Origin of the sequence: Streptomyces sp. NBC_00466, from assembly GCF_041433995.1 — a bacterium.
In the GTDB taxonomy this organism is placed as follows: domain Bacteria; phylum Actinomycetota; class Actinomycetes; order Streptomycetales; family Streptomycetaceae; genus Streptomyces.
Window position 1 is genome coordinate 5,716,885 of sequence record NZ_CP107896.1, and the last position, 20,186, is coordinate 5,737,070.

Annotated in this window: 21 protein-coding genes and 1 riboswitch; of the genes, 7 read left to right on the forward strand and 14 right to left on the reverse strand. The window is 73.4% G+C overall.

What is annotated here, in order from left to right:
* Positions 1-38: 38 nt before the first annotated feature.
* The 7 genes from OG210_RS25685 to OG210_RS25715 all read right to left on the reverse strand — a co-directional run bounded on the left by OG210_RS25685 (position 39) and on the right by OG210_RS25715 (position 8,705).
* Positions 39-1,463: a cobyrinate a,c-diamide synthase gene (locus OG210_RS25685; RefSeq protein WP_371538848.1), complete on the reverse strand. Its 1,425-nt coding sequence runs from the start codon at positions 1,461-1,463 to the stop codon at positions 39-41.
* A complete protein-coding gene (gene cobO, locus OG210_RS25690; protein ID WP_328325339.1) occupies positions 1,457-2,053 on the reverse strand; it encodes a cob(I)yrinic acid a,c-diamide adenosyltransferase in 597 nt (198 codons plus the stop codon). Before cobO ends, OG210_RS25685 begins: the two co-directional genes overlap by 7 nt.
* Positions 2,053-4,161, reverse strand: coding sequence for a putative cobaltochelatase (locus OG210_RS25695; RefSeq protein ID WP_371538851.1), 2,109 nt, complete (start codon positions 4,159-4,161; stop codon positions 2,053-2,055). Before OG210_RS25695 ends, cobO begins: the two co-directional genes overlap by 1 nt.
* A 106-nt stretch (positions 4,162-4,267) precedes the next feature.
* A complete protein-coding gene (locus tag OG210_RS25700) occupies positions 4,268-5,773 on the reverse strand; it encodes a cobyric acid synthase (protein ID WP_371538854.1) in 1,506 nt (501 codons plus the stop codon).
* The gene (locus tag OG210_RS25705; RefSeq protein ID WP_328325335.1) at positions 5,770-6,699 is read right to left on the reverse strand and encodes a cobalamin biosynthesis protein; all 930 of its coding nucleotides are present in this window, start codon (positions 6,697-6,699) and stop codon (positions 5,770-5,772) included. The genes OG210_RS25700 and OG210_RS25705 overlap by 4 nt, the downstream gene beginning before the upstream one ends.
* Positions 6,700-6,817: 118 nt before the next feature.
* Positions 6,818-6,957, reverse strand: a riboswitch (cobalamin riboswitch).
* Between the two features lie 161 nt (positions 6,958-7,118).
* On the reverse strand, positions 7,119-7,388 hold the full coding sequence (locus OG210_RS25710) for a hypothetical protein (protein WP_371538857.1): 270 nt from the start codon (positions 7,386-7,388) through the stop codon (positions 7,119-7,121).
* A 63-nt stretch (positions 7,389-7,451) separates the two neighbouring features.
* Positions 7,452-8,705 carry an anion permease gene (locus OG210_RS25715; protein ID WP_328325331.1) on the reverse strand — a complete coding sequence of 418 codons (1,254 nt, stop codon included), beginning with the start codon at positions 8,703-8,705 and terminating at the stop codon, positions 7,452-7,454.
* A 228-nt stretch (positions 8,706-8,933) separates the two neighbouring features.
* Here OG210_RS25715 and OG210_RS25720 point away from each other — a divergent pair, with 228 nt between their 5' ends.
* The 3 genes from OG210_RS25720 to OG210_RS25730 all read left to right on the forward strand — a co-directional run bounded on the left by OG210_RS25720 (position 8,934) and on the right by OG210_RS25730 (position 12,344).
* Positions 8,934-9,608: a class II aldolase/adducin family protein gene (locus tag OG210_RS25720; RefSeq protein WP_371538859.1), complete on the forward strand. Its 675-nt coding sequence runs from the start codon at positions 8,934-8,936 to the stop codon at positions 9,606-9,608.
* A 141-nt stretch (positions 9,609-9,749) separates the two neighbouring features.
* Positions 9,750-10,877 carry an alpha/beta hydrolase family protein gene (locus OG210_RS25725; protein WP_371538862.1) on the forward strand — a complete coding sequence of 376 codons (1,128 nt, stop codon included), beginning with the start codon at positions 9,750-9,752 and terminating at the stop codon, positions 10,875-10,877.
* A gap of 99 nt (positions 10,878-10,976) precedes the next feature.
* Positions 10,977-12,344, forward strand: a complete 1,368-nt coding sequence (locus OG210_RS25730) for a hypothetical protein (protein WP_371538865.1) — start codon at positions 10,977-10,979, stop codon at positions 12,342-12,344.
* Between the two features lie 20 nt (positions 12,345-12,364).
* On the opposite strand, the gene OG210_RS25735 is transcribed toward OG210_RS25730, so the two are convergent.
* Entirely contained in the window at positions 12,365-12,763 is a 399-nt protein-coding gene (locus OG210_RS25735; protein WP_328325322.1) for a VOC family protein, read from the reverse strand.
* Between the two features lie 205 nt (positions 12,764-12,968).
* Between OG210_RS25735 and OG210_RS25740 the strand changes: the two genes are divergently transcribed.
* The 3 genes from OG210_RS25740 to OG210_RS25750 all read left to right on the forward strand — a co-directional run bounded on the left by OG210_RS25740 (position 12,969) and on the right by OG210_RS25750 (position 16,060).
* A complete protein-coding gene (locus OG210_RS25740) occupies positions 12,969-14,567 on the forward strand; it encodes an ABC-F family ATP-binding cassette domain-containing protein (RefSeq protein ID WP_328325320.1) in 1,599 nt (532 codons plus the stop codon).
* A gap of 355 nt (positions 14,568-14,922) precedes the next feature.
* Positions 14,923-15,144: a helix-turn-helix domain-containing protein gene (locus tag OG210_RS25745; protein WP_018518904.1), complete on the forward strand. Its 222-nt coding sequence runs from the start codon at positions 14,923-14,925 to the stop codon at positions 15,142-15,144.
* A gap of 124 nt (positions 15,145-15,268) precedes the next feature.
* Entirely contained in the window at positions 15,269-16,060 is a 792-nt protein-coding gene (locus tag OG210_RS25750) for an enoyl-CoA hydratase/isomerase family protein (protein ID WP_328325317.1), read from the forward strand.
* A 90-nt stretch (positions 16,061-16,150) separates the two neighbouring features.
* Here the strand turns inward: OG210_RS25750 and amaP are convergent, their stop codons facing one another.
* Genes amaP through OG210_RS25775 form a run of 5 tightly spaced genes read right to left on the reverse strand, consistent with a single transcriptional unit; the run spans position 16,151 to position 18,445 of the window.
* On the reverse strand, positions 16,151-16,729 hold the full coding sequence (gene amaP, locus OG210_RS25755) for an alkaline shock response membrane anchor protein AmaP (protein ID WP_328325315.1): 579 nt from the start codon (positions 16,727-16,729) through the stop codon (positions 16,151-16,153).
* A gap of 7 nt (positions 16,730-16,736) precedes the next feature.
* Positions 16,737-17,393 carry a DUF6286 domain-containing protein gene (locus tag OG210_RS25760; RefSeq protein WP_328325313.1) on the reverse strand — a complete coding sequence of 219 codons (657 nt, stop codon included), beginning with the start codon at positions 17,391-17,393 and terminating at the stop codon, positions 16,737-16,739.
* A complete protein-coding gene (locus OG210_RS25765) occupies positions 17,390-17,734 on the reverse strand; it encodes an Asp23/Gls24 family envelope stress response protein (RefSeq protein WP_328325311.1) in 345 nt (114 codons plus the stop codon). The genes OG210_RS25760 and OG210_RS25765 overlap by 4 nt, the downstream gene beginning before the upstream one ends.
* Positions 17,731-17,922 (reverse strand): hypothetical protein, encoded by a 192-nt coding sequence (locus tag OG210_RS25770; protein WP_266858302.1) that lies wholly within the window; start codon positions 17,920-17,922, stop codon positions 17,731-17,733. The genes OG210_RS25765 and OG210_RS25770 overlap by 4 nt, the downstream gene beginning before the upstream one ends.
* Positions 17,923-17,950: 28 nt before the next feature.
* On the reverse strand, positions 17,951-18,445 hold the full coding sequence (locus OG210_RS25775; RefSeq protein WP_328325309.1) for an Asp23/Gls24 family envelope stress response protein: 495 nt from the start codon (positions 18,443-18,445) through the stop codon (positions 17,951-17,953).
* 93 nt (positions 18,446-18,538) lie between these two features.
* Between OG210_RS25775 and OG210_RS25780 the strand changes: the two genes are divergently transcribed.
* A complete protein-coding gene (locus OG210_RS25780; protein WP_328325307.1) occupies positions 18,539-19,270 on the forward strand; it encodes a hypothetical protein in 732 nt (243 codons plus the stop codon).
* 159 nt (positions 19,271-19,429) lie between these two features.
* Here the strand turns inward: OG210_RS25780 and OG210_RS25785 are convergent, their stop codons facing one another.
* On the reverse strand, positions 19,430-20,185 hold the full coding sequence (locus tag OG210_RS25785; protein WP_328325305.1) for an SDR family oxidoreductase: 756 nt from the start codon (positions 20,183-20,185) through the stop codon (positions 19,430-19,432).
* Position 20,186 lies beyond the last annotated feature (1 nt).

The following is a 20,186-nucleotide window of genomic DNA, read 5'->3' on the forward strand; positions in this document are numbered from 1 at the left end:
CCCCGGCTTCCGGACCTTCATCCCGCGCACCGGCCCGTTCATCCCGCGCACCCCTCCACGAACCTGCGGGCGACCGCGGGCTGCGCGGCCCAGTGCGTGTGCAGATAGCTCGCGTGCACGCCCTGCTGGACGAACCCCTCGACCCGGCGCTCCGGCTGGTGCACACCCCACGCGGGGGTGGCGCCCGCACCGGGCTCCAGGACCGTGCGGTGGAACTCATGCGCCCGCAGCCGGGTCCCGGCCCGCGCCAGCGAGCTGTCCGACACGGCCACCGCGTCCCGGTAGCCGAGCGTCAGCCGCTCCGACATCCGGGCCTCGGCGTCCAGCACACCGCACATCGGATGCCCGTCGAGCGAGCGCGACAGATACAGCAGCCCGGCGCACTCGGCGGCGACCGGTGCGCCGGACGCCGCCAGCTCCGCGACGGCCTTGCGCAGCGGCTCGTTGGCGGACAGCTCGGGCCCGTACACCTCGGGGAAGCCGCCGCCTATGACGAGCGCCCCGGTGCCCTCGGGGAGCCGCTCGTCGTGGAGCGGGTCGAAGCCGACGACATCGGCGCCCGCCGCGGTGAGCAGCTCGGTGTGCTCGGTGTACGAGAAGGAGAACGCGGCCCCGCCCGCGACGGCGACGACGGGGCGCGCACGGGCAGTCCCGCTTCCCGAGGCCGCGGCAGGACCGGCCGTCCCGCCGCCGGAAGCCCGCGCCGTGGTGCCGGACCCGCCGGAGCCAGGGGCAAGGGCCTCCTGCGGGTCCCAGGCCCCGGCGTCCAGCGGCGGCGCGCTCCGCGCCAGCGCCAGCACCGCCTCCAGGTCGCACCCGGCCCGCACCTGCTCCGCCATCGCCGCGACCGCGCCCACCGCGTCGGGCCGCCGCTCCGCCACCGGTACAAGCCCCAGATGCCGGGACGGGGTCTGCGCCTGCCCGGTACGCCGGAGCACCCCGAGCACCGGCACCCCCGACTCCTCCAGCGCCTCCCGGAGCAGTGCCTCGTGCCGGTCGGAGCCCACCTTGTTGAGGATCACCCCGCCGATCCGCACCCGCGGGTCCCAGGACGCGAACCCGTGCACCAGCGCGGCCGCCGACCGGGACTGCGACGACGCGTCGACCACCAGCACCACCGGCGCCCGCAGCACCTTCGCGACCTGCGCGGTGGACGCCAGCTCGCCCTGCCCGGCCGCCCCGTCGTACAGACCCATCACGCCCTCGACGACCGCCAGATCCGCCCCGGCCGCGCCGTGCGCGAAGAGCGGCGCGATCAGCTCCGTACCGCAGAGGTACGCGTCGAGATTGCGGCCGGGGCGGCCGGTCGCCAGCGCGTGGTAACCGGGGTCGATGTAGTCGGGTCCCACCTTGTGCGGCGACACGGCCAGACCGCGCCCGGCGAACGCGGCCATCAGCCCGGTGGCGACCGTGGTCTTGCCGCTGCCCGACGACGGGGCGGCGATGACGAGTCTGGCTACCACTCGATGCCCCTCTGCCCCTTCTGCCCCGCGTCCATCGGATGCTTGACCTTGGACATGTCGGTCACCAGGTCGGCGAAGTCGAGCAGCGGCTGCGGCGCGTTCCGTCCGGTGATCACCACGTGCTGGGTGCCGGGCCGGTCCCGCAGCACCGAGACCACCTCGTCGGTGTCCACCCACCCCCAGTGCATGGGGTACGCGAACTCGTCCAGCACGAGCAGCCGGTAGCTCTCCGCCGCCAGGTCGCGCTTGACCTGATCCCAGCCCTCCCGGGCGGCTTCCTCGCTCGACTCGATGTCCCGCTGGACCCAGGACCACCCCTCGCCCATCTTGTGCCAGGCGACCGTCCCGCCCTCGCCGCTGTCCCCGAGCACCTTCAGGGCCCGCTCCTCGCCGACCTTCCACTTGGCGGACTTCACGAACTGGAACACCCCGATGGGCCAGCCCTGATTCCAGCCGCGCAGCGCGAGGCCGAAGGCCGCGGTCGACTTCCCCTTCCCGATGCCCGTATGCACCATGGTCAGCGGCCGGTTGCGGCGCTGGCGGGTGGTGAGCCCGTCCTCGGGCACGGTGGTCGGCTGTCCCTGCGGCATTACGCTGCCCTCCTCGTAGAACTGCTCTGTGCGTCCTGCACGGCGTCTTTCACCAGCACGTCCTTCACCAGCCCCGCGATGCTCTCGGCCCGCAGTTCGTCCAGCGTCACCGCGGTGCCGCCGAGCCGTTGCGCCAGTTCTCCCGCGAGCCCCAGCCTGACCGGCCCCGTCTCGCAGTCCACGACGACCGACGCGACGCCCTCCGCTTCGTGCAGCCGCGCGGCGCGCGCGGCCAGCGCGACCGGATCGGGGCCGCCCGTGGCCCGGCCGTCGGTGACGACCACGAGCAGCGGCCGGCGCGACGGGTCCCGCATCCGCTCGACCCGCAGCACCTCATGGGCCTTCAGCAGCCCGGCGGCCACCGGGGTGCGCCCGCCGGTCGGCAGCGTGTCGAGCCGGGCCGCGGCCGCGTCCACCGACGAGGTCGGCGGCAGCGCGATCTCCGCGTCCTTCCCGCGGAACGTCACCAGACCCACCTTGTCCCGCCGCTGGTACGCGTCGAGCAGCAGCGAGAGCACGGCGCCCTTCACCGCACTCATCCGCTGCCTGGCCGCCATCGACCCGGAGGCGTCCACCACGAAGAGCACCAGATTGCCCTCGCGCCCCTCCCGGGTGGCCTGCCGCAGATCGTCCCTGCGGACCACAAGGCCGCGGCCGGACCGCCCGCGCGCCCGCTGGTGCGGCGCCGCGGCCTGGACCGTCGCCGCCAGATGCAGCTTGGTGAGCGCACCCTGCGGCCGGCGCGAACCGGTGGTGCGGCCGTGCTCGGTCCTGGCCCGGGAGCGGCGCCCCGCCGCGCCGTCGCCGAGCCCCGGCACGCTCAGCATCCGCGTACGGAACGGTTCGGCCGCCTTCGCCGCTGCCTGCTCCCCGCCGCCGCCCGGCGCGGCGGGCGCGCCCCCGCCGGTCTCCTGCTGCGCGGGCGTGTCGGACCCGTCCGCCGCGGGCTCCTGCTGCTGCGGCGTGTCGCCCGGTCCGCCGTCCCCGTCGCGCTGCGGCGGCAGCCCGCCACCACCGCCACCGTCCGGCCCGTCGGGTCCGTCCGGCCCGTCGTCGTCGTTCCCGTCATGCGTGTCGGGTGCGCCGCCGCCGTCGTCCCCGGCGGACTCCCTCAGCGTGTCGTCGAGCTTGTCCTCGTCGAGCCCCGGCGCGTCGAACGGGTTCCGCCTGCGGCGGTGCGGCAGCGCGAGCAGCGCGGCCTGCCGTACGTCGTCGGCCGTGACATCCGAACGCCCCGCCCAGGCGGCCAGCGCGGTCGCGGTGCGCGCCATCACGATGTCCGCGCGCATCCCGTCCACCTCGAAGGCGGCGCACGTCGCGGCGATCTGCCGCAGCGCCGGATCGCCGAGACGCACGGAGGGCAGCAGCGCCCGCGCAGCCACGATGCGCGCCCGCAGCTCGCTCTCCTCGTCCGCCCAGCGGGCGGCGAAACCGGCGGGGTCGTCGTCGTACGCGAGCCTCCTGCGCACCACCTCGACCCGCTGGTCCGGGTCGCGTGAAGCGGCGACCTCGACGGTCAGTCCGAAACGGTCCAGCAACTGCGGCCGCAGCTCGCCCTCTTCGGGGTTCATCGTCCCGACGAGCAGGAACCGCGCGGCGTGCCGTACGGAGACGCCCTCGCGCTCCACGTACGAGGCGCCCATCGCGGCCGCGTCGAGCAGCAGGTCCACCAAGTGGTCGTGAAGCAGATTGACTTCGTCGACGTACAGGATCCCGCGGTGCGCGTCGGCGAGCAGCCCCGGCTCGAACGCCTTCACGCCATCGGCCAGCGCCCGCTCGATGTCCAGCGCGCCGACCAGCCGGTCCTCCGAGGCGCCGACGGGCAGTTCGACCATGCGCGCGTCGCGCGACACGCCGTCGGCCGACTCGTGCGGACCGTCAGGACACGCCGGGTCGGGCGCGCCGGGGTCGCACGAGAAGCGGCACCCGGAGACCACCGGGACCGCGGGCAGCAGCGCGGACAGGGCCCGCACCGCCGTACTCTTCGCGGTCCCCTTCTCGCCGCGCACGAGTACGCCGCCGACAGCCGGGCTGACCGCGTTGAGCAGCAGCCCGAGACGCAGGTCATCCATGCCCACGACAGCGGTGAACGGGTAGGGCGTGCTCACTTCGGGATCACTCCTTCAGATGCTCGGGTGACAGGTGCTCGGGTGACAGGTCCGGTGACGGGCCGGTGGCGTGTTCGCAGCCGCACCCCGGCCGCGCTCATGGCGCTCATGGCGCTCCGGGGGCGACGAAGGGGAGCCCGGCCGGCGCGCCCGACTCGATGAGCGCGAGCAGCCCGTCGGTGTCCGCGTGCTCCTCGATGAGGTCGCCGAGCCGGTCGAGCTGCTCCTCGCGGAGCACGCCGAAGCTGGTGTCGGGCGCCGGTACGAACCGCCGGCCCGCGACGGCGGCGACCTCGCGCAGGAAGGCCCGGCGGAAGCCGTCGCTCTCCAGCGAGCCGTGCCAGTGCGTGCCCCACACGGAACCGGTGCGGCAGCCGTCCAGGAAGGGGGAGCCGCCCAGCACTTCGGCGACCCCGTGGTGGATCTCGTACCCCTCGACCGGCTCCCCGAGGGCCTCTCCGACGGGCCGCGCCAGGGTCTTCTCCACCGCGAACCGCACCCGGACAGGGAGCAGTCCGAGCCCGTCGACGGCCCCGGCGCGCGATTCGACCGTGTCGTCGATGTGCTCGCCGAGCAGCTGGAAACCGCCGCAGATGCCCAGCACCGGACGGCCTTCGGCGGCCCGCCGGGCCAGCGCGTCCGCGAGCCCGCGCTCCCGCAGCCACTCCAGGGCGCGCACCGTGCCGCGCGTCCCCGGCACGATCACCAGGTCCGCGTCCGCCAGCTCCTCCGCACGGTCCACGAACCGCACCACGACGCCCGGTTCGGCGGCCAGCGCGTCCACATCGGTGAAGTTCGACATCAGCGGCACGGCGCACACGGCGACCCGCAGCACGTCCTGCCCGTACGGCGCGGACACGGCGGACTCGCGCACCGTGCCGCGCATCGACACCCGCAGCCCGTCCTCCTCGTCGATGCCCAGGCCGTGTGCGTACGGCAGGACACCGTAGGTCCGCCGCCCGGTCAGCCCGTGCAGCATGTCGAGCCCCGGTTCGAGCAGGGACACATCACCGCGGAACTTGTTGACGAGGTACCCGGCGACGAGCGACTGGTCCTCGGCGCTCAGCAGCGCCGTCGTACCGAAGAACGACGCGAAGACACCGCCCCGGTCGATGTCGCCGACGACGACCACCGGGAACCGCGCGGCGCGCGCGATCCCCATGTTCACGATGTCGGTCCGCCGCAGATTGATCTCGGCCGGACTGCCCGCCCCCTCGCAGATCACCGCGTCATACGTGCCCCGGAGTTGCGTCAGACAGTCCGTCACCGTGCCCAGCAGTGCCTCCTGCCGGCCGCCGTGGTAGCCGCGGGCGCTCATCTCGCCCACCGGCTTCCCCATCAGCACGACCTGGCTCGACCGGTCGCTCCCCGGCTTGAGCAGCACCGGGTTCATCAGCGCCGTGGGCTCCACCCGCGCCGCCTGCGCCTGCATCGCCTGCGCGCGCCCGATCTCCGCGCCCTCGCGGGTGACGAACGAGTTGAGCGACATGTTCTGCGCCTTGAAGGGCGCGACCTTCACACCCCGGCGCACCAGCCACCGGCAGATGCCCGCCGTGACCACGCTCTTCCCGGCGTCCGACGTGGTTCCGGCCACCAGCAGTCCGCCACTCATCCGCGTACCTTCCTCACCACGAGAGCTGTCGCGAGCGCCAGCAGGGACACCCGGCGCGACAGCCGCACCGCGCGCTCGATGTCGCCGACGGCCACCGGCCGGCCGCCGCCGTTGAGTACCGCCCGGTGCTCGACCCGGCCGGCGTACGAGAGGGTGCCGCCGAGCCGTACGCCCAGCGCGCCCGCGAACGACGCCTCCACCGGGCCCGCGTTGGGGCTCGGGTGGCCGGCCGCGTCCGACCGCCAGGCCCGTACGGCGCCGCGCGGGTCCCCGCCCGCGAGCACCGCGAGTACGGCGGTGAGCCGGGCGCCCGGCCGGCCGGCCAGGTCATCGAGCCGGGCGGAGGCCCAGCCGTACCGCAGATACCGGGGCGACCTGTGGCCGACCATCGCGTCCAGGGTGTTCACCGCCCGGAACCCGGCGAGCCCCGGCACCCCGGCGAGGGCGCCCCAGACCAGCGCGCCCACCACCGCGTCGGAGGTGTTCTCGGCCACGGACTCCACGACGGCCCGCGCGATCTGCTGTGCGTCGAGCGCCTGCGGATCGCGTCCGCACAGATGCGGCAGCCGCTCCCTGGCCGCCTCGATGTCACCCGCCGCCAGCGCGTCGCCCACCGCGCGCGCCTCACGCCCCAGCGAGGTGCCGCCGACGACGGCCCAGGTGGTGGCGGCGGTCAGCGCGATGCCCGCGGCGGGACGGCCGCGTACGGCACGCCCGGCCAGCACGGCGGCGCCCACCGCGCCCCCGGCGCAGACCGCGGTGTGCAGCGCGCCCCACCCGCGGTGGTCGCGCCACAGCCGGCGTTCCACGGCGGCGGCGGCCCGTCCGAAAGCGGCGACGGGGTGGCCGCGCCGGGGGTCGGCGAAGACGAGGTCTGCCAGGAGGCCCGTGGTGGCGCCGTACACGAAGACACGCTCGGCACGCATGAGGTCAGCAGGCCAGTACGCCCGGGACCCTCACGGCGGCTGTGCTCGGAGCATCGGGCGGTTCGGGCAGCAGGCGGCCGCGCATGGCGTAGTCCTCACTCAGGGTGTCCGCGCCCTGGTTCGACGTGACCGGCGGTGAGAGTTCCTGGCTCCCGGGGGCAACCCCGGTGACAGTGGCGGGACCGCGCCGGATTCGCACCGGACTTCCTCTCCTGCCGCCGTATTGGCCCCGGAAGTCCACCACGGTCGGCGAACACCCGTCAACTCACCCTTGACCTGCGGCGGGGCAGTGTGCCGAGCCCCACACGGGTCACCCGGACGGCCGAACGCACGGGCCGCGCACACCAGCCGCCCGCCCGGTGGCCGGTGGAGGCCGCCGGGCGGGCGGAGTGACGCTGCGGGGGAGGAGCGAGCTGTTGTCAGGCGACGATCAGATAGATCCCGTACGCGACGGCCGCCGCGCAGAGCGCGAAGCAGGCGTACGCGCCGACCCGCGCCGCCGCGGCCGGTGCCGGGCCCCGGCCCGTACCGGCAGGCGTCGCGGCGGCGGGCGCGGTTGCGGTGCCCGGCTCCGGCGCGGGCTTCCGCGCCAGGCCCACCACGCCGAGCGTGAACAGGCCCACCAGTCCGACGGTCGCCACGAGGCTGACGCCGAAGACGGTGCCGAGAGCTGCCCAGTCGATGTCCATGGTGCGGTGTCCTTCTCCTTCAGACCGTTTCGGACTTTCGGACCGTGTTCAGGCGGACCGTGTTCAGACCGTGGCGGGCCGGTTGGGCTCCGGTGCGGCGCCGCCGGGTGCGGGGATGGTGGTGCGGAGGGGGTCGGTGACCGCTCCGGCCGGCGGCGGCGCGACGGCTGCGATGGCGGTGGTCACCACCCCGGCCGGCTCGTCGTACCCGGCGGGCTCGTCGGGGGTGACGCTGTGCTGGCCGACCGGCTTGCGGCGGGAGAGCGACCAGATGACACCGGAGCCCGCCACCAGCAGGGCGGCGACGGCGCCGATGCCCCACGGGCCGCGGCCGGTCAGAAACTCGGCGCCCGCGCCGACGAGCGCGGCGGCGGGCAGGGTCAGGCACCAGGCGACGGCCATGCGGGTCGCGGTGGACCAGCGGACCACCCCGCCCTTGCGGCCGACGCCCGCGCCCATCACGGCGCCCGAGCAGACCTGGGTGGTGGAGAGCGAGAAGCCGAGGTGCGAGGAGGCCAGGATCACGGTCGCGGCACCGGTCTGGGCGGCGAAGCCCTGCTGCGGCCTGAGCTCGGTGAGCCCCTTGCCCATGGTCTTGATGATGCGCCAGCCGCCCAGGTAGGTACCGAGTGCGATGGCGGTGCCGGCGGAGACGATGACCCACAGGGGCGGGTTCGATCCGGGTGCGATGACGTTGCCGGTGACCAGGGCGAGGGTGATGACACCCATGGTCTTCTGCGCGTCGTTGGTGCCGTGGGCCAGCGAGACCAGGCCCGCGGAGGCGATCTGGCCGGCCCGGTAGCCCTTGGCGGTGGACTTCTCGTCCGTACGGCGCCCGATCCGGTACGTCAGCCTGGTGGCCAGCAGCGCGGCGAGACCGGCGACGACCGGCGCGGCGACCGCGGGGAGCAGGACCTTGGTGATGACGACATCGCCGTTGACACCCGACGAGCCGACCGACATCAGCGTGGCTCCGATGAGCCCGCCGAAGAGTGCGTGGGAGGAACTGGACGGCAGGCCGAGCAGCCAGGTCAGCAGATTCCAGAGGATGGCACCGACGAGTGCCGCGAAGATCACTTCTGTGGTGATGCCCTGTTCATTGATGATCCCGCCGGAGATCGTCTTGGCGACCTCGACGGACAGGAATGCCCCGACAAGGTTGAGCACGGCGGACATGGCCACCGCGGTCTTCGGTTTGAGAGCGCCGGTCGAGATGGTCGTCGCCATCGCGTTGGCAGTGTCGTGGAAACCGTTCGTGAAGTCGAACACGAGAGCGGTAATGATCACGATCCCAAGGAGCAGGGTCAAGTGTTCCATTTACCTGGGCAATCGTTCGAGGTCATTGACGAGATGAACGTAAGCAACCTGGGTGAACGGAAGATGAACTGGGCCGGGCGCTGTGGTGACTCTGCCCGGACGCGCCCATTCCACTCGTGGCCGGCGGCTGCCGCGGTGGCGTACCGGGGCGCCCGGAGGGCTGGCATCATCGCGTGGACGGCCCCAGCGGGCCCGGAACAGCGCAGACGCGGCAGCGGGACAGATGTGATGGGGGAGACAGCAGTGGCGCCTGAGGAGACCGACCCACTCGCGAGGGCCTGGCACGAACTCGTCGCCACCGCCCGCAGGACCGCGTCCGAAGGGCTGGTCGTCGGCACATCGGGCAATGTCTCGGTGCGCTGCGGCGACCTCGTCCTGGTCACCCCCAGCGGAGTGCCGTACGAGAAGCTCGGCCCCGGCGACACCGTCGCCGTCGACCTGGACGGCCACCAGGTGCTCGGCGAGCTGAAACCGACCAGCGAACTGCCCCTGCACCTGGCCGTCCACCGCGCCACGGCCGCAACCGCGGTGGTCCACACCCACGCGGTGCACGCGACGGCGGTCTCCACCCTGGTCCCGGAGCTGCCCGCCGTCCACTACATGGCCGCCGCGCTGGGCGGCCCGGTGCGCGTCGCCCCGTACGCGCTCTACGGCAGCGACGAGCTGGCCGCGAACATGCTCACCGCCCTCACCGGCCGTTCCGGCTGCCTCCTCCAGAACCACGGCACGGTCACCTACGGCAGCTCGCTCGACCAGGCCTACGACCGCACCGCCCAGCTGGAGTGGATGTGCAGGCTCTGGCTCACCGCGTCCGCGCTGCCCGGCCGCACCCCGTCCCTGCTGTCGCCGGGACAGCTGGCCGAGGCCACGGAGAAGCTCCGCGGGTACGGCCAGCCCGGCTAATGCCTGTCGCCGGACACCGCGCGGCCGCCCATCGGGCGACGACGGCACTCCGACGACCGGACCAAGCCGGATCCTCGCAGGTCCGGCCACGTTTGCCCCGGTCGGCTGGCAGCCCGGCCCGCCCCCGCCGACACTGGAGGGGTGCGCCCGGCAACCGCGACGGCAACGGCCGTCACCACTCTGATCGGGGTCGGCGCGGCCGCGGCAGCGGCCGGCCGGCTCGCCGCCGACGCCGCGCTCAGGACGCCGCAGGACCGGGCCCTGCCCGCCGAGCCCCGGCTCTCCGTACATGCCACGGCCCCCGGCCGGGTCACCCTCAGCCGGTGCCTGGCCTCGCTGCGCCCCGGTGTGTACGGCCTTGAGGGCCCGGGGGTCCACGCGGTCGTCGGACCGGTGATCGACGGCGGCTCCGAGACCGCCGACACCGTCGTGCGCCGGCTCGACCGGGTCACCTACGGCACGCTCGCCCCCGGTACCAAGGCCCGGCTCACCCCGCAGGTGTACGTGGGCGACCCGCGCTCCGCGCTCGGCATCGACCACGCCGACGTGGACATCCCCGGTGAACTCGGCGCCTCCCCGGCCTGGTTCGTGCCCGGCCCCCGCCCCACCTGGGTGATCACGGTGCACGGCCTGGGCACCGGCAGGGAGCACCCCATGAACGTCCTGGGCTTCCTGCACCGCCACCAGTTCGCGGTCCTCGACATCTCCTACCGGGGCGACACCGGAGCCCCCGCGAACCCGGACGGCCTGGGACACCTCGGCGCGTCCGAGTGGCGCGACCTGGACGCGGCCATCCGCTACGCCGTCCGCTACGGCGCGGAGCGCGTCGTCCTGCACGGCTGGTCCACCGGCGCCGCCATGGCCCTGCACGCCGCGGTGGGTTCGGGGATGCGCGACCGCATCAGCGGCCTGATCCTCGACTCCCCGGTCCTCGACTGGGAGGCCACCCTCGGCGCGCTGGCCGCCGCCCGGCGCACCCCGGCCTTCCTGCTGCCGCTCGCGGTGCGGGCGGCCCAGGGGCGTACGGGCACCAACGGCGACCGGCTGCGCGCCGCCGCCGACCCGCGGGCGCTGACCGTGCCCACGCTGGTCTTCCACGGCCCCGGCGACCGGGTGGCTCCCTGGCGGCGTTCCGTCGAACTCGCCGACGGCCAGCCGTCGTTGGTGGATCTGAGGACCGTCGCGGGCGCCCCGCACGGCGCGATGTGGAACGCGGATCCCGCGGCCTACGAAGAGTCCATGCGGCGCTTCCTGACCCCGCTGATGTAGCGGTCCCGGCCCGCCGGCCGGCTTCTGTGTGCCCTGCGTCAACCTGTAGCGAGGGGTTCCGTTTGGGCTTTCGGCCCGTCAGAGGCAAGACTGCTCCCCGTGACGTCCCGTAACCCGCGCGACTCCAGACTCCGCCTCGTCCGCCCCCGACCTCTGGTCACGGCCCGTCGTGTCGTGAGCAACCGGCGCATCCGTCCCGCCCCGCGCCCGCCCGCCGGTACGCCGGCCCCGGCGGAGCTGGCCCGTCAGGCCAGGACGGTGCTCGCCGACGCCGTCCGGATCGCCCGCTGGGCCGGGGACGCCCGGCCGGTGCAGGGCGGGGCGCTGACCGCCCCCGCCGCCGAACACGCCGTACGTACCCTCGCGTTGACCCCGGAGGCGGTCCGCGCGGGCTGGGACCGCGCCCGGCTCGCCGGACTCGTCGAACTGCACGGGGACATCGCCCGCCCCGGGTGGCGGCTGCGCGCCTGGGACGGTGACGACAGCGCGGTGCTGCGCGGCTGGGTCGCCCTCTTCGACGCCTGGTCGATCGTCCACCCGGCCGCCGCCGACGTCCCCGCCACCGCGGTGGCCGAGGTCGTCGAGGCCGTACCGCAGGTGCTCTCGCTGCTCCAGCTCTCCGCGGGGCCGGTGGCCGTACCGGCCCTGCTCGACCTGCTCCAGCAGCGCGTCGCCGAACTGCACGAGGAGCGCTGCGAGGTCCCCTACGGCCCGCAGCCGCAGCCCGAGCCCCCGATGGCGGCGGGGGTGCTCGCCGCGCTGCTCGACTGGGCGCTGCGGGGCCTGGCGGCGGTCGGCGCGCTGACACTGGCACCCGGCCAGGCGACGCTGACGCCGCTCGGCAACTGGGCGGTCTGGGTCAAGCTGGAGCAGATCTGCGTCGCGGCGCAGAGCCCGGCGGGCAACATCGAGCAGCACGCCGACGACATGCTGCGCGGCTGTGCGGGGCTGACACCGGGCCCGGCGCGGGCCGAGTACCGCGCCTGGCTGGCCGCCCGCACCGTGCGCAGCGCCGTCGCCGAGCTGCTCGGTGTGGCCCGGGGTGAGGACGCGCTGCTGCGCGGTCTCGCCTTCGAGGCCTTGCGGGTGGTCGGCGCCCCCGCGGAAGCGGCGGTACGGGGCGCGGCCGGTGAGACCTCGCTCCGTCCGTACGCGGTGCTCTGGCTGGCCGAGTACGAGGGCGCCGACCCCGAGGACGCCCATGACGCCCTCACCCGTGAAGAGGCGACCTGGCTCTGGGTGGACACCGCCGCGGCCGTCGCCGACCACGGGGAGAGCACCCTGCTGGTCCGCCATCTGGAATCAGCGGTGCAGGGCACCGTGCCCGCCCTGCTCGAAGAGGTACGGGCGGTGGGGCACCCGCGCACCGTGCAGGTGCTGGTGGCGCTGGCCGCCGCACACCCCGATCCGGCCCTGGCCAAGGCGGTGCGCCGGGCCGCGTTCCAGGTGCACACCGGGGGCGTCTGAGCGATGTGTGCCGGGATGGCTCAGACCGGGCCTCCCGGCACATACGTGCCGAAGCTCCAGACGTTCCCCTCGGCGTCGCGCGCCACGTAGTCGCGGGAGCCGTAGTCCTGGTCGGTGGGCGGCATCAGGATCTCCACCCCGTGCTCCACCGCGCGCCGGTGGTGGGCGTCGGTGTCCTCGATGGCGACATAGACGCCCATCGGGCCGCCCTTCGCCATCGCCCTGGCGTAGACCCCCTCCAGGCGGCCCCGGGTGCTGAGCATCACCATGCCGTCGCCGTAGGCCAGCTCGGCGTGGGCGACCGCGCCGCTCTCGTCCTCGTACACAGCGACCTCGGTGAAGCCGAAGGCGTCCTTGAGCAGCCGGATGGCCGCCTTGGCGTCGTCGTACAGAAGCGTCGGACTGATCGTGGCAACCATGCCGGACACCCTCTCCCACGGAGTTCGGTCTTCCGATTTGTCTCTCTTGTGCGCGGTGCGGTCCCAGTCTGGCACCGGGCACCGGCAGAGTGCTGGCGCGGCACCGTTAGACTGGGCCGCATGGCATTTCTCCTTGTGCATTAGCCGGCGTCGAAGCAACCCTCCGCCTGCCCTTCCGCCGTCCATACCGCCCTGGAGTTTTTCCGTGATCACCGCTTCCGGCATCGAGCTGCGCGCCGGCGCCCGCATCCTCATCGAGTCCGCCTCCTTCCGTGTCGCCAAGGGCGACCGCATCGGCCTCGTCGGCCGCAACGGCGCGGGCAAGACCACGCTCACCAAGTGCCTCGCGGGCGAGGGAGTCCCCGCCGGGGGCACCATCACCCGCTCCGGCGAGGTCGGCTACCTCCCGCAGGACCCGCGCACCGGCGACCTCGACGTCCTCGCCAGCGACCGCATCCTCTCCGCCCGTGACCTCGACTCCGTGCTGCGCAAGATGCGGGAGAACGAGGAGCGCATGGCGCACGGCCAGGGCGCGACCCGCGAGAAGGCGATGAAGAAGTACGAGCGCCTGGAGACGGAGTTCCTCACCAAGGGCGGGTACGCGGCCGAGGCCGAGGCGGCCACCATCGCCGCAGCACTCGGACTGCCCGACCGGGTGCTCGGCCAGCCGCTCCACACGCTCTCCGGCGGGCAGCGCCGCCGGGTCGAGCTGGCCAGGATCCTCTTCTCGGATGCCGACACCCTGCTCCTCGACGAGCCCACCAACCACCTCGACGCCGACTCCATCGTCTGGCTGCGCGACTACCTGAAGAACTACCGCGGTGGCTTCATCGTGATCTCCCACGATGCCGAGCTGGTCGAGACGGTGGTCAACAAGGTCTTCTATCTGGACGCCAACCGCACCCAGATCGATGTCTACAACATGGGGTGGAAGCTCTACCAGCAGCAGCGCGAGGCCGACGAGAAGCGCCGCAAGCGCGAGCGCCAGAACGCCGAGAAGAAGGCCGCGTCCCTCAACTCGCAGGCCGACAAGATGCGCGCCAAGGCGACCAAGACCGTCGCCGCGCAGAACATGGCCAAGCGCGCGGACCGGCTGCTCGCCGGACTCGAAGCCGTACGGGTGTCCGACAAGGTCGCCAAGCTGCGCTTCCCCGAACCCGCGCCGTGCGGCAGGACCCCGCTGATGGCGGAGGGCCTCTCCAAGTCGTACGGCTCGCTGGAGATCTTCACCGATGTCGACCTCGCGGTCGACAAGGGCTCCCGCGTCGTCATCCTCGGCCTCAACGGCGCGGGCAAGACCACGCTGCTGAAGCTGCTGGCCGGCGCCGAGAAGCCCGACACCGGCGAGGTCATCGAGGGCCACGGCCTGAAGATGGGCTACTACGCCCAGGAGCACGAGACGCTGGACCCCGACCGCTCGGTGCTGGAGAACATGCGCTCCGCCGCGCCCGATCTCGATCTGGTCCAGGTCCGCAAGACGCTCGGCTCGTTCCTCTTCTCGGGCGACGACGTCGACAAGCCGGCGGGGGTCCTCTCCGGCGGTGAGAAGACCCGGCTGGCGCTGGCGACCCTCGTCGTCTCGTCGGCCAACGTGCTCCTGCTCGACGAGCCCACCAACAACCTCGACCTGGCCAGCCGCGAGGAGATCCTCGGAGCGCTCCGCACCTACAAGGGCGCGATCATCCTCGTCACCCACGACGAGGGTGCGGTGCACGCGCTGGAACCGGAGCGGATCATCCTGCTGCCCGACGGCGTCGAGGACCTGTGGGGTCCGGACTACGCGGATCTCGTGGCACTGGCCTGATCCGTCGCCCGGTCCGTCGACTGATCCACTTCGGATGGATCATTCGGCTCACAGGTGATCCTTCATCTGAGTGAGCCTCTCTCGTACCCCGGCGCGTCCCGCGCCTGCTGCCCGCCCGGCGGGCAGCACGCGGGCGCGTACCGTGCTCCTCCCATCGGACCGCCGCTGACCAGCGACTTCGCGCTCAGCGGCGGTCCTTTGTATGTCCTGGCCGGGCCGGAATACCGCGATCCGGTCCGCGGAGTGAGCCGGGACACAGAAATCCCCGTCGCACAGACCTTGCCGAATGGGTGGCCAGGAAGGCCGGGAGGGGTGATCATGAGAGTCCAGAGCGCACTTCCTTGAGGAGGCACGGGTGGCCGAGACTCTGAAGAAGGGCAGCCGGGTTACCGGCGCCGCGCGTGACAAGCTCGCGGCAGACCTGAAGAAGAAATATGACTCCGGTGCGAGCATCCGGGCACTGGCCGAAGAGACCGGCCGCTCCTACGGATTCGTCCACCGGATGCTCAGCGAGTCCGGTGTGACGCTGCGAGGACGCGGCGGAGCAACACGAGGCAAGAAGGCCGCAACCGCCTGACAGGGCTGTGGCCCAGGGTTCTGGGGTTCACCGGTTCGTCACGGTGGCCACCCGGTCGGCCGGCAGGCCGGCAGGGTAGTTACTGTGCAGTCACTTAGCTGTCTGCACCGAACCGGAGACCCTCATGACCTCGCTCGACTACGTGCTCGACAAGGACGGCGTACGGCTGACCGTCGAGGACGCGGTTGCCACGGTGACGTTGGCCAACCCCGCGAAGCGCAACGCCCAGTCTCCCGCTCTGTGGCGGGCGTTGACAGAAGCGGGACGGTCACTGCCGGGCAGTGTCCGCGTCGTGGTGCTGCGCGGTGAGGGCAAGTCCTTCTCCGCGGGCCTGGACCGGCAGGCGTTCACGCCTGAGGGTTTCGACGGTGAGCCGTCCTTCCTCGATCTGGCACGCGGTGATGACGCCTCGCTCGACGCGGCCATCGCCGAGTACCAGGAGGCGTTCACCTGGTGGCGCCGCACCGACCTGATCACGATCGCCGCCGTACAGGGCCATGCGATCGGTGCCGGGTTCCAGCTCGCCCTCGCCTGCGACCTGCGGGTCGTCGCCGATGACGTGCAATTCGCCATGCGCGAGACCAGCCTCGGACTCGTCCCCGACCTCACCGGCACGCACCCGCTGGTGGGGCTCGTCGGCTATGCCCGGGCGCTGGAGATCTGCGCCACCGGCCGGTTCGTGCACGCCGACGAAGCCATCCGTACGGGGCTGGCCAATCTGGCCGTCCCCGCCGAGGAGCTCGACGGAACGGTCACCGACCTGGCGGCCGCCCTGCTCGCCGCTCCCCGGGACGCGGTCATCGAGACCAAGGCACTGCTGCTCGGAGTACCGGACCGTACCTACGAGGAGCAGCGCACAGCCGAGCGCGCCGCACAGGCCCGCAGGCTGCGTGACCTGGCGGGCCTGTCCGACTGACGGTCCGGCTGCCTGTCCGGACCGCCTCTCCGTACGGCGCTCCCGGGCCTTTCCCTCCGGACGCCCTGTCCCGCACCCGGCACTCCTCCCTCAGGCCACCCGGCGCGCGCGGTGTTTCACCGCGCGCAGCTGGACCTCGGCGGGGAGCCCGGCCAGTCCGGCCGAATCGCGGGCGTGCGCCAGGGCCCCGGTGGTGAGGTCCGAGAGCGCCGCCACCGGCTCCGCGTGCGCCGCGAGCGCCATACCGATCCGGGCCGCGGGGGAGGTGCGCCGGCCGGTCAGCCGCACCACCGCACTGTCGACGCCGTGCAGCGACTCGGCCTCGGCCGCCAGTACGTTCTCCAGCGCCCGGCCCCTGAGCCGCGCCCCGTCCCCGTCACCGCTGTCGACCAGCACCTCGGAGAGACGCGAGCGGCGCAGCTGGGCGAGCAGCCACCACAGCGCGAGCAGCACGATGACGGCGAACGCCGCGATGACCACCGGCCACCACCAGCTGTCGCCGCGCCACTTGGTGCGGCGCTCCGTGCTGAGCAGGACGTCGTGCGGCCCGCTCCAGGGCCACCACGAGGGAACGGAGAGGTGGAGCCCCGCCGCCAGCACCGCCCCGCCGAGCGCGAGCAGCACCAGTCCGGCGAGAGTGAGCAGCACCCGGTTGACCGTCTTCAGCATCGCGGCGTCACCCCTTCCTGGCCGGACGGCTGACGTGGACGGAGAGCCGCGGCCGCGACGCGAGCCCCAGAACGGTGATCCCCGTCGCCATCACGCTGTCCAAGTCAGCCCGTACGTCGTCGAGTTCGCGGAAATGCGAGCGGGCGCGCACTCTGACCCTGGAGCGCTTCATCCGGATGCGCACGGACTGCACACCGGCCACCTCCATGGCCCGGTCCCGCAGCACCAGCGCCGCGGCGTCCCGTTCGAGCCCTGCCCTCACCTGCTGGCTGTCGCGCCGCATCGGCAGCAGCGAGCGCAGCCCCGGGGTGAGCGCCAGGATGATCAGCCAGAGACCGATGGCCATCACGGCCGCGGCGCAGACCTTGATCCAGATGCTGTCCAGGGGGCGCGTCGCCAGATCGTGGGCGACCACATGGCGCCAGTGCATCGCGGGCCGCCCGGCCCGGACCGCCGACACGTCGTACAGCAGCACACCGGCCGCCCCGAGCAGCACGAGCGCGAGCAGCGCCGCCGGTGTCCTGCGCCGCGACCAGAAACGCCTCGCCCGGCCACCCGAACCGGGCACCGGTGCGTACGCCGTGGCGGAGCCGGGACCGCTCGGCTCGGCCGGGTTCTTCTCCAGAACGGGAAGCCGCCGCGTGCTGTCGTCCGCCTCGCTCATCGGGCCCTCCCCCGGTCGGAGTCGCGGGTCTGCTCGGAGTGCAGCCGCTCGACCTGTACCGCCACCTCGGGCACCTCCATGCCCGCCAGCGACTCGACCCGCTGGGCCACCCGGCGGCGTACCGCACCGCACTGCGCGCCGATGTCGGACGGATAGCCGAGGTCCAGACTGACCCGCACCCGCGCACGGGAGTCCTGCACGGTGACCGTGGCGTGCGGGGCCGTTCCGCCGTCGGGCACCGTGCCGATCGCCTCACGCGCCGCCTGCGCCGCGATCTTCGACACGACCCGGTCGGCGATGCGGGTCGAACCGCGCTCCGCAGGCGCCACCTGAGCGGTCATCGCCGCCCGTCGCCGTGGTCGCGGCCGCGGAAGAAGTCACCGGCTTCGAGGTCGCCGTCGGCGAACTTGCCCGCCACGAAGCCGATCGCACCGAGTGCGGCCACCAGAAGAAAGGCTCCGAAGCCGCCGAAGTAGCCGGCGAAGCCAAGTGCCATACCGACCAACAGGCCGACCACAGCCATACTCATCGTGCGCTCCTAAGCCGAAGGTACGGGGTTACTGAAGTCGGGACTCCGGCTCTTCATCGTCTTCCTCGTCGGGCAGCTTCACATCGCTGACCGCGATATTGACCTCGACGACCTCGAGTCCCGTCATGCGCTCCACGGCAGAGATGACGTTCTCCCGCACATCGCGGGCGACCTCCGAGATCGACACGCCGTACTCGACGACGATCTCCAGATCGAGAGCCGTCTGGACCTCACCGACCTCGGCCTTCACCCCACGGGACACGGACTTGGTGCCGCCGCCGGGCACCCGGTCGCGCACCGCACCGAACGTACGGGAGATACCGCTGCCCATCGCGTGCACGCCGGGCACGTCGCGCGCCGCGAGACCGGCGATCTTCTCGACCACGCCGTCCGCGATGGTGGTACGGCCGCGGGTGCCGGGGGCGCCGCCGCCGCGCTTGGTCACATCGGGCCTGGCTGCGCCCTGGCCCGCCGGGCCCTTGCCAGAGGTGTCGGACTGGTTCTGCTGCGGGGTCTCACTCATCGCGGTACGTCCCTCTCCGAGCGGTAGCCGATTCGATGCCCACGTTAGGTGCGCTTTCCCGGTTCCGCGCCGGGAATGCGGCAGGGTGGGGACATGACGGGTGACGGACGACGGGGGCAGGACGGGTGGGCACAGGCCGTCCGCAGCAGGCTGGGCCTCGGCAGGCTGCTGCCGCTCGGCGGCGCGCGGGACGGGGCCTGGATCGCCGAGGAGGCGGCCGTCGCGGTGCTGCGGCGCGCCGCAGGAGGGGTGCAGGGGACCGCGCTCGGGAAGCTGAGGATCGCTCCGGTCGGGACCGGTGCGGCCGTCGGCATGGCGGTTCCGGCCCCGCCGAGCGCCTTGCCGCCCGGGCCGCTGCGAGTCGAGGCGGAGGCCGAAGCGGTGGCCGGGGGAGAGTCGCTGCCGGCGGCCGTGGAGCGGCTGCGGGACGCGCTGTTCGGAGCCTGCGCCGACGGGCTGGGGCTCGATGTGACCGAGGTGGACGTACGGGTGACGGGGCTGCTGGAGGCCCGGCCGGATCCGTCGGCGGCGGCCGGTCCGGACGCTCGGCCGGATCAGCCGGCAGTGGTTGGGCCGGACAGGGGAGCCGCTGCCGTACGGGGTCCCGAGGCGGAGGCCGCGGCGGCCGTTCCCGGCGTCGCCCATCTGACCGGTGTGCTGGGGGCGGCCGTGCACCGCACCGACTACAACGTCCGGGTGGAGCTCGCGGTGGCCTCCGGGCGGCGGGCCCTGGATGTGACGGGGGCGGTGCGGTCGGCGGTGGCCGCGGTGGCCGGTGCGGACCGGTCGGTCGCCGTGCTGGTCACAGCGGTGGAACTGCCCTGACCCGGCCCCTGCCCCGGCTCCTGCTCCGGCCCGTGCCCCTGACCCGGCAGCTGCCCCGCCCTCCGGCCCGCCCTCTGCCCCGGTCCCTGTCCTGGGCCGGGCCGCCGCCCGGCTCCGTACCGGGCCGGGCCCGGCGGACCGCCCGTCGTGGTGCCGCGGTCAGAATCCGCGCCGGGAGCCGCCGTCGACCGGCAGCATGACCCCGGTGAGGTACGAGGCCCCCGGCGACAGCACGAACGCGGCGGTCCTGCCGAACTCCTCGGGCCGCCCGTAGCGCCGCAGCGGAATCCCCGCCTCGCTCCTCGCGCGCGCCGCCTCCGGGTCACCGCCGAGCGTGTCCAGGTGCCGCACCCGGTCGGTGTCGATGCGGCCGGGCAGCAGGCCGACCACCCGGATCCCGCGCGGACCCACCTCGTCGGCGAGCGACTTGGCGAAACCGGCCAGGCCGGGACGGAGCCCGTTGGAGATCGTCAGGCCGCCGATGGGCTCGTGCACCGAGCCGGAGAGCACCAGTCCGATGACGCCGCCTTCGGACAGCTCGGCAGCGGCTGTACGGGCGAGCCGCACGGCGCCCAGGAAGACGGCCTCGAAGGCCGTCCGCCACTGCTCGTCGGTGTTGTCGGCCGCGGAGCCGGGGGCCGGGCCGCCGACGCTGATGAGGATGCCGTCGAAGCGGCCGAAGTGCTCCCGCGCGGTGGCGATCAGCCGCTCGGCGGCCACGGGGTCGCTGTTGTCGGCCGCCACCCCGAGCACACCGGGACCGAGCTCGGCCGCCGCCGCTCGCGCCGTCTCCGCGTCGCGCCCGGTGATGACCACCTTCGCCCCGTCGGCCGCCAGCTCGCGTGCGGAGGCGAACCCCAGCCCCCTGGTGGCTCCGGTGACGACGTAGACGCGGTCCTTCAGTCCAAGATCCATG